At 70.2% G+C, this 7,427-nt stretch carries 8 protein-coding genes; 2 read left to right on the top strand and 6 right to left on the bottom strand.

Going from position 1 to position 7,427, the window contains the following annotated elements; all coding sequences use genetic code 11:
- Nucleotides 1–69 precede the first annotated feature (69 nt).
- Together H9622_RS12740 and H9622_RS12735 are read left to right on the top strand one after the other, a co-directional pair.
- Complete coding sequence (locus H9622_RS12740; protein WP_191766787.1) at nucleotides 70–1,149, top strand: GNAT family N-acetyltransferase; 1,080 nt, start codon at nucleotides 70–72, stop codon at nucleotides 1,147–1,149.
- The gene (locus tag H9622_RS12735) at nucleotides 1,146–2,246 is read left to right on the top strand and encodes a GNAT family N-acetyltransferase (RefSeq protein WP_191766786.1); all 1,101 of its coding nucleotides are present in this window, start codon (nucleotides 1,146–1,148) and stop codon (nucleotides 2,244–2,246) included. The genes H9622_RS12740 and H9622_RS12735 overlap by 4 nt, the downstream gene beginning before the upstream one ends.
- A gap of 34 nt (nucleotides 2,247–2,280) precedes the next feature.
- Here the strand turns inward: H9622_RS12735 and mutM are convergent, their stop codons facing one another.
- From mutM to H9622_RS12705, 6 genes are all read right to left on the bottom strand, one after another.
- Nucleotides 2,281–3,201: a bifunctional DNA-formamidopyrimidine glycosylase/DNA-(apurinic or apyrimidinic site) lyase gene (mutM, locus tag H9622_RS12730; RefSeq protein ID WP_191766785.1), complete on the bottom strand. Its 921-nt coding sequence runs from the start codon at nucleotides 3,199–3,201 to the stop codon at nucleotides 2,281–2,283.
- Nucleotides 3,194–3,895: a ribonuclease III gene (rnc, locus tag H9622_RS12725; protein ID WP_191766784.1), complete on the bottom strand. Its 702-nt coding sequence runs from the start codon at nucleotides 3,893–3,895 to the stop codon at nucleotides 3,194–3,196. The genes mutM and rnc overlap by 8 nt, the downstream gene beginning before the upstream one ends.
- A 16-nt stretch (nucleotides 3,896–3,911) precedes the next feature.
- Nucleotides 3,912–4,121 (bottom strand): 50S ribosomal protein L32, encoded by a 210-nt coding sequence (gene rpmF / locus H9622_RS12720; protein WP_163617368.1) that lies wholly within the window; start codon nucleotides 4,119–4,121, stop codon nucleotides 3,912–3,914.
- Between the two features lie 2 nt (nucleotides 4,122–4,123).
- The gene (locus H9622_RS12715) at nucleotides 4,124–4,678 is read right to left on the bottom strand and encodes a YceD family protein (protein ID WP_318247125.1); all 555 of its coding nucleotides are present in this window, start codon (nucleotides 4,676–4,678) and stop codon (nucleotides 4,124–4,126) included.
- 74 nt (nucleotides 4,679–4,752) lie between these two features.
- The gene (gene coaD, locus H9622_RS12710; protein WP_191766783.1) at nucleotides 4,753–5,250 is read right to left on the bottom strand and encodes a pantetheine-phosphate adenylyltransferase; all 498 of its coding nucleotides are present in this window, start codon (nucleotides 5,248–5,250) and stop codon (nucleotides 4,753–4,755) included.
- A 13-nt stretch (nucleotides 5,251–5,263) separates the two neighbouring features.
- Nucleotides 5,264–7,423 (bottom strand): ATP-dependent DNA helicase RecG, encoded by a 2,160-nt coding sequence (locus H9622_RS12705; protein WP_191766782.1) that lies wholly within the window; start codon nucleotides 7,421–7,423, stop codon nucleotides 5,264–5,266.
- Nucleotides 7,424–7,427: the final 4 nt, after the last annotated feature.

Here is a 7,427-nt window from a genome sequence, read left to right as displayed (position 1 = left end):
GGGCCCCCCCCCCCCCGGGGGCGGCGCACCCCTCCCTCCACTTCCTCCACATCCACCGAAAGACGCATCATGAAGACACTCACCGACATCGAATTCCGGCCTCTGATCGTCCCGGAGTCCATCGATGCTCCCGACGCCGCCGACTTCCTCGAGATGACGCGCGTGCGCAACATCGTCTACCGCGAGATCTCAGGTCATGGCGACCACAGCATCCCGGCCGACGAGCTGCTCCCCCACTTCCAGCCGAACGACTACGAGCGGCGTCACATGTGGCTCATCATCGAGGACGGCGCCGTCATCGGGCGGGCCGGTTGCGACCTTCCGCTCGAGAACGACTCGAAGGTCGCGTTCTGGCTGATCGAACTGCTGCGCGAGTCGTGGGGCCGGGGCGTCGGCTCCGCCGCGTACGACCTGCTCGAGCGCTTCGCTCGGGAGAACGGACGCAACGTGCTGCAGGCCTGGGCGGAGCATCCTGCCGCGGACGGCCCGCGGCTCGCTCCGCCCACCGGCTTCGGGGACATCCCCGAGGACCACGGCGCCCGGTTCTTCCAGCGGCACGGCTACACGCTCGAGCAGGTCGAGCGATGCAGCGCCTTCGACCTGAAGGCGCCGTTCGACACCGTCGAGCGGCTGCTGGCCGAGTCGCAGGCCGCGGCATCGGAGTACCGCGTCGTCCAGTGGTTCGCCCCGACGCCGCCCGAGTTCGTCGACGGCTACGCGTGGATGAAGTCCCGCATGGTCACGGACGCCCCGTCCGCGGGACTCGAGTTCGACGAGGAGTCCTGGGATGCCGCACGCATCGCCGAGCACGACTCCAAGTACACGGACTCGGGTCGCACCATCCAGGTGACCGCGGCCCAGCACATCGCCACCGGTGAGCTGTGCGCGTTCAACGAACTCGTCGTCGGCAAGGACCGCACGGAGGCCAGCCACCAGGAGGACACCCTCGTCCTCAAGGAGCACCGCGGCCACAAGCTGGGCACGCTCGTCAAGTGCGCCGGGCTGCTGTCGTGGCGCGACATCGCACCCGACTCGCCTCGGGTCATCACCTACAACGCAGAAGAGAATCGCCCGATGCTCGACATCAACGAGGCGATCGGCTTCGTGCCGATCTCGTACGAGGGCGCATGGAAGAAGGTGCTCTCATGAGCAGTGTCACCGAGGCTCCGGCCATCACCGTCCGGCCGATCGCCGTCCCCGACTCGCTGGACGCCGCCGATGCCGGCCCGTTCCTCGAGCTGGTGCGGATCGGGAACGCGGTGTGCCTGTACGACGCCGGCCACGACTACCTGCGCGAAGAGCCCGAGGAGATGCTCGGGTTCATGCAGGACCAGTCGGACTGGACCCAGCCGGCGTTCGCCGCCGAGCGCGAGGGCGTGATGCTCGGCGCCGTTCGGATGATGATCTCGAACGAGCCCGACGCTCAGGCCGTTGAATTCGACCTCATGGTCGACCCGCCGGTGCGCGGGCAGGGTGCCGAGGAGCTGCTGCTCGCCGAGGTCGAGCGCGAAGCGCGTGCCCGCGGGCTGTCGATCATCCAGACCTGGACGCTGCATCGCCCGGATGCCTCGGGGCAGAAGCTCGCGCCGTCGACCGGATGGGGTGAGATCCCCGCCGACGACGGTCCGACGCTCTTCGCGCTGGCGAACGGGTTCAGCCTCGAGCAGGTCGAGCGCAACAGCGTCTTCGACCTCACCGGCGACTTCTCCCTCGTCGAGCGCATGCTCGCCGAGGCCCTGGAGGTCGCCGGAGGCGACTACCGTGTGATCGCCTGGACCGCTCCGACCCCGCCGGAGCACCGCGACGGGTTCGCTCAGGTGCTCGCGCGGATGTCGACCGATGCGCCGAGCGGCGGCATGGTCGTCGACGAGCAGCACTGGGATGCCGCGCGCGTCGAGCGACGCGACGCCCGCCAGCGGGCACAGGGGCTCACCGTCTCGGTCGCCGCCGTGCAGCACACCCCGACGGGCGCCATCGCGGCGTACAACGAGCTCGTCATCGCGGAGGACCACTCCGGTGCCACGCAGCAGTACGGGACCCTCGTGCTCAAGGAGCACCGGGGACGCCGCCTCGGAACGATCGTGAAGTGCGCGAACCTGCTGCGCTGGCGCGAGGTCATGCCAGAGTCACCGCGGGTTTCGACGTTCAACGCCGAAGAGAACCGCCACATGCTCGACATCAATGAGGCGATCGGCTTCGTGCCGGCCTCGTATGCGGGTGCGTGGAAGAAGACCCTCGTCCTGTGAGGGCGTGTCGGTGGGGACGCGGTGCGTCGCGTCCTCACCGGCCCGTGGGCCGCGGCATCCGCTGACAACGCGGGCAGAAGTGGCTGGATCGGTTCGTGAAGGACACGCGCTCGATGGGGCGACCGCAGCGCGGGCAGGGCTCCCCCGTGCGGCCGTATGCGTTGAGCGAGTGGGCGAAGTAGCCGGCCTGACCGTTGACGTTGACGTACTGCGCGTCGAAGCTCGTGCCGCCCTCGGCCAGCGCCTTGTCGAGCACGTGGCGCACCTCGCCGAGCAGACGGTTGACCGCCCGCGTGGGGAGGTCGGCGGCGCGTGTCTCGGGATGGATGCGCGCCGCCCACAGCGACTCGTCGGCGTAGATGTTGCCGACGCCGCTGACGACGGTCTGGTCGAGCAGCACGCGCTTGATCGCGGAGTCCTTCCGGACGAGGGCGCGGCGGAACGCGGAATCCGAGAACGCCGGATCGAGCGGATCGCGGGCGATGTGCGCGACTTGACGAGGGACGGATGCCTCGGCCGTGCCGAGCCCGCCGGGGGCGCCGTCCGGCGTCGGGATGAGTTCGTCTATCGCGAGCGACCCGAATGTGCGCTGGTCGGCGAACACGACGGAGACCTCGCCGTGCGTCGGGTGATCGAGGTCGATGCGCACACGCTCGTGGCGCTCGGGGGCGGCGCCCGGAGCTCGCAGCAGCAGCTGGCCGCTCATGCCGAGATGGCCGACGACCGCCTCAGCCGGTTCTCCGCGAAGTTCCTCGAGCGGAAGCCACAGGAACTTGCCGCGCCGGGCGGCGGCGCGGATGGTGCGTCCCGTGAGCGCGGACTCGAACTCGGCTCCGGTGCCGGCGTGGCGCGTCAGCGCGCGATCGTCGAGCACCGTGACACCCAGCACGACGGCGCCGGTCACCGCGGGGGCGAGGCCGGCGCGGACGACTTCGACCTCGGGGAGCTCAGGCACGCCCGCTGAGATCCTGCCAGGCGCGCAGCGCCGCGGCCATCTCGGCCTGCTTCTTGCTCGTTCCGACGCCCTGGGCGGTGACGTCGCCGACGACCACGGTCGCGGTGAACTGGCGGTCGTGGTCGGGGCCGGTCGACGACACCGAATAGGCCGGAGGCTGGACGCCGGTGTGCGCGGCCAGCTCCTGCAGGCTCGTCTTCGGGTCCATCGCAGCGCCGTAGCGCCCCGGGTCCGCCAGGAGCGGTTCGACGAGGCGAAGCACCAAGGCGGTCGCGGCGTCGGGGCCTGCGGACAGGTACGTCGCGCCGATGATCGCCTCAGTGGTGTCTGCGAGGATCGAGTCCTTGTCGCGGCCGCCGGTCATGTCTTCACCTCGACCGAGCTTGAGGTGCGCGCCGAGGCCGATGCCGCGCGCGATCTCGGCGAGGGCGACGGTCGAGACGACGCTCGCCCGCCGCTTCGCGAGGGCGCCCTCTTCGAGCTCGGGATGCCCGGTGAACAGACGCACCGTGACGGCCTGCCCCAGCACGGAGTCGCCGAGGAACTCGAGGCGCTCGTTGTGCGGGACCTGGCCGTTCTCATACGCCCAGGACCGGTGCGTCAGGGCGAGCGACAGAAGCTCGGGGTCGATCTCGACCCCGAGCTTCTGCGTGAGCTCGGTGAGCGCGAGGCGCTCATCCATGACGTCGGTCATGTCGCCAGGGTGGCGATCAGACGTCGGCGACCTTGCGGCCCTTGTACTCGAGGAACAGCTCGGTGCCCTGCGAGTCGGTGACGACCTTCGCCTGGTGAGGACGGCTGTAGACCTTCTTGCCGTTCTCGATGGTGGTGGTCAGCGTGATGGGCGCTGCCTTCCACTGGGCGCGACGCGAACGCGTGTTCGAGCGGGAGACCTTCCGCTTCGGGGGGTTACCTGCCATGGCTAGCTCTCTTCTGTGTTCTCGACGCGGAGGCGCGGTGCTTCTTCGTCGTGGTCTGTGGTGTAGTCCTTGAGCGCGGCCCAGCGAGGATCGAGGGACTCGCCCTGCTCTGGGCCGGTGCTGCCGGTCAGCCGCTCACCCGTGGCCGGATCGAGGCCGGGGCAATCCGGCTGACACACCGGCTGAAACGGAAGCGACAGGACAATCGCATCCCTGACCAGAGTTTCAAGATCCACGTGGTCGTCTTGAACCTCGAAGTCAGTTGCTTCCTCACCAGGATACGCGAAAAGCTCCTGAAACTCGACTTGGAGCGGCTCGGTGATGTCGGTGAGGCAGCGTCCGCAGACACCCGAGTACTCCGTCGAGGCGCTTCCCGAGACCAGGATGCCCTCGTGGACGGACTCGAGCCGGACCTCGAGGTCGAGCGGCACGCCGGCGTCGACGGACACCAGTCCCTCACCCCACTTCTCTGACGCGGGGGCCTCGAAGTCGAACTCCCGCATCTCGCCGGGACGGCGGACGATGTCTCTCACGCGGATCACGAACGGACCCGTCACATGCTGTCTGGCCACGATGAACCATCGTAGTGGCGCGGTCCTGTGCGAGGGCCGCGAGCGCTCGGCGAGCGGGCTCAGAGGTCGCGGGAGCCGGTGTCGAGGAAGCGCGCGACCGCGGCCGGCACGAACGGCGACACATCGCCGCCGAGCGAGGCGACCTGGCGCACGAGCGAGCTGGACACGAGCGCGTGCGCGGGATCGGGCAGCAGGAAGACGGTCTCGACGTGCGCGAGGTGCCGGTTCACGATCGCCATCGGCGTCTCGTACGCGACATCGACCTGCGAGCGGATGCCCTTCACGAGCACGCCGGCATCGACGTCCGTGGCGTAGTCGACCAGCAGCCCCATGCTCCACGAGGCGACGACGACGTCGCCGTCGATGTCGCTCTCGGCGATGGACTGCTCGAGGAGCGTCAGCCGCTGCGCGATGGGCAGCATCGCCTCTTTGCCCGGGTTGTGCACGACGAGCACGTGGAGCTGGTCGTAGAGCGAGGCTGCGCGTCGGATCACGTCGAGGTGACCGAGGGTCGGCGGATCGAAGGACCCGGGGACGACGGCGATCCGGCTGTTCATTCGGCCAGCCTATTCAATTCTTCGCAAGGGCCGCGCGCTCCTCCATGCCCACCCGGCGCTCGAGCGCAGCGGCGAGGCCGGCGTGGCGGGTCAGCGCGGGGTCGTCGGCCAGCACCGCTTCGGCGGCGACCCGCGCCTCGGCGATGATGTCGGCGTCCTTCACCACGCGCAGCAGCCGCAGCGACGAGCGCGCGCCGGACTGCGCGTCACCGAGCACGTCGCCCTCGCCCCGCAGCTCCAGGTCGACCTCGGCGAGCTCGAACCCGTCGAGGGTCGCGGCGACGGCGTCCACGCGCTCCCGCGCCGGAGAACCGGCCCCCGCCTCGGTCACGAGCAGGCACAGCCCCGGGACGCCGCCTCGTCCGACGCGGCCGCGCAGCTGGTGCAGCTGCGACACGCCGAAGCGGTCGGCTTCGAGGATGGCCATCGTGGACGCGTTCGGCACGTCGACGCCGACCTCGACCACGGTCGTCGCGACCAGCACGTCGACCTCACCGCGGGCGAACGCCTGCATCACCGCGTCCTTCTCATCGGACGGCATCTTGCCGTGCAGCATCTCGACCCGGATGGCCGAGAACGCGGGATGCCTCGACAGCAGGTCGGCGACCTGCACGACGCCCCAGCGGGTGCGGGCGGCGCCAGCATCGTCGGGCACCGGCTCGTCGGCGGTGTCGTCCTTGGTGAGCTTCTCGGCGTCGATCGCGGGGCACACGACGAACGCCTGCCGGCCCTGCGCGACCTCTTCGGCGATCCGGTCCCACACGCGCCCGAACCAGGCCGGCTTCTCGGCGAGCGGCGCGACGAACGTCTGGATGCCCGCGCGCCCGGCCGGCATGGTGCGGATCGTCGACACGTCGAGGTCGCCGAACACCGTCATCGCGACCGTGCGCGGGATCGGGGTCGCGGTGAGCACGAGCGCGTGCGGAGACGAGCCCTTCGCACGCAGGGACTCGCGCTGCTCCACCCCGAAGCGGTGCTGCTCATCGACGACGACCAGGCCGAGGTCGGCGAACGTGGTGGTCTCGCTCAGCAGCGCATGGGTGCCGACGACGATGCGCGCCTGGCCGGACGCGACCCGCAGCGCCGCCTTGCGCCGCTCGGCGGCGGGCATCTGCCCGGTGAGGAGCGTCGGCATGAGCTCAGGGGCCAGCTGCGGACCGAGCATCCGCGCGATCGAGCGCAGGTGCTGGCCGGCGAGCACCTCGGTGGGCGCGATGAGCGCCGACTGCCCGCCGCTCTGCGCGACCTGCAGCATCGCGCGCAGCGCCACGAGCGTCTTGCCCGAGCCCACCTCACCCTGCACCAGCCGGTTCATCGGCCAGTCGCCCTGGAGGTCGCGCTCGATCTGCTCCCCCACGCTGATCTGGTCGGGCGTGCGCGGGAACGGCAGCGCCTCGTCGAAGCGCTCCTGCAGCGCGCCGGGTGCGCGGCGCGTGGCCGACAGCGCGCGGACGAACGCCCGCTGCTGCAGCAGAGCCGCCTGCAGCACGAAAGCCTCGTGCATCCGCAGCGTGCTGCGCGCGCGCTCGATCTGATCCTCGAAGTCGGGGCGGTGGATGCGCTCGATCGCCTCGCGTGCCTCGAGCAGACGGTGGCGGGCCCGCAGCTCGTCGGGAAGCGGGTCGGGGACGGGACCCAGGCCATCGAGCACCAGCGCGATGATCTTGGTCAGCTGCCAGCTGGCGATCGTGCTGGTCGCGGGGTAGATCGGGATGGGAAGGTTGGCGTTCGCCTCGGCCGTGAGGCGCGCGGTCGCCTCGTCGTCGAACAGCTCGTAGTCGGGATGCGCCAGCTGCTTCGTGCCGCGGTACTCCCCCACCTTGCCGGCGAAGATGCCGCGCCGCCCCGGCTGCAGGTCCTTCAGGCGCCACGACTGGTTGAAGAACGTCAGGGCGAGATCGCCGTGGCCGTCGCTGATGGTCACCTCGAGGAGCGAGCCCTTGCGATTCTGCATGCGGCGCTCGTTCGCGCGCCGCACCTCGGCGACGATCGTGACGGGCTCGCCGACGGGCAGCGATGAGATGGGAGTCAGCTCTCCCCGCTTGGCGTAGCGGCGGGGGTAGTGCGCCAGCAGGTCACCGACGGTGCGCATGCCGAACGCGCGCTCCAGCGCCGACGCGGTCTTGCCCCCGACGGCACCGTCGAGACGGGACTCGAGAGAGAACGACGGCATGCGT

Origin of the sequence: Microbacterium gallinarum (genome assembly GCF_014837165.1) — a bacterium.
In the GTDB taxonomy this organism is placed as follows: Bacteria; Actinomycetota; Actinomycetes; order Actinomycetales; family Microbacteriaceae; genus Microbacterium; species Microbacterium gallinarum.
Note: the sequence above shows the minus strand (reverse complement) of the source record. Positions and strands in the feature narration are given on the sequence as shown.

Bases quoted from the DNA above. Each gene is read 5' to 3' on its own strand.
- H9622_RS12740 (WP_191766787.1), top strand. From the start codon at position 70: ATGAAGACACTCACCGACATCGAATTCCGGCCTCTGATCGTCCCGGAG.
- H9622_RS12735 (WP_191766786.1), top strand. From the start codon at position 1,146: ATGAGCAGTGTCACCGAGGCTCCGGCCATCACCGTCCGGCCGATCGCC.
- rnc (WP_191766784.1), bottom strand. From the start codon at position 3,895: ATGACCGACGTCATGGATGAGCGCCTCGCGCTCACCGAGCTCACGCAG.
- rpmF (WP_163617368.1), bottom strand. From the start codon at position 4,121: ATGGCAGGTAACCCCCCGAAGCGGAAGGTCTCCCGCTCGAACACGCGT.
- coaD (WP_191766783.1), bottom strand. From the start codon at position 5,250: ATGAACAGCCGGATCGCCGTCGTCCCCGGGTCCTTCGATCCGCCGACC.
- H9622_RS12705 (WP_191766782.1), bottom strand. From the start codon at position 7,423: ATGCCGTCGTTCTCTCTCGAGTCCCGTCTCGACGGTGCCGTCGGGGGC.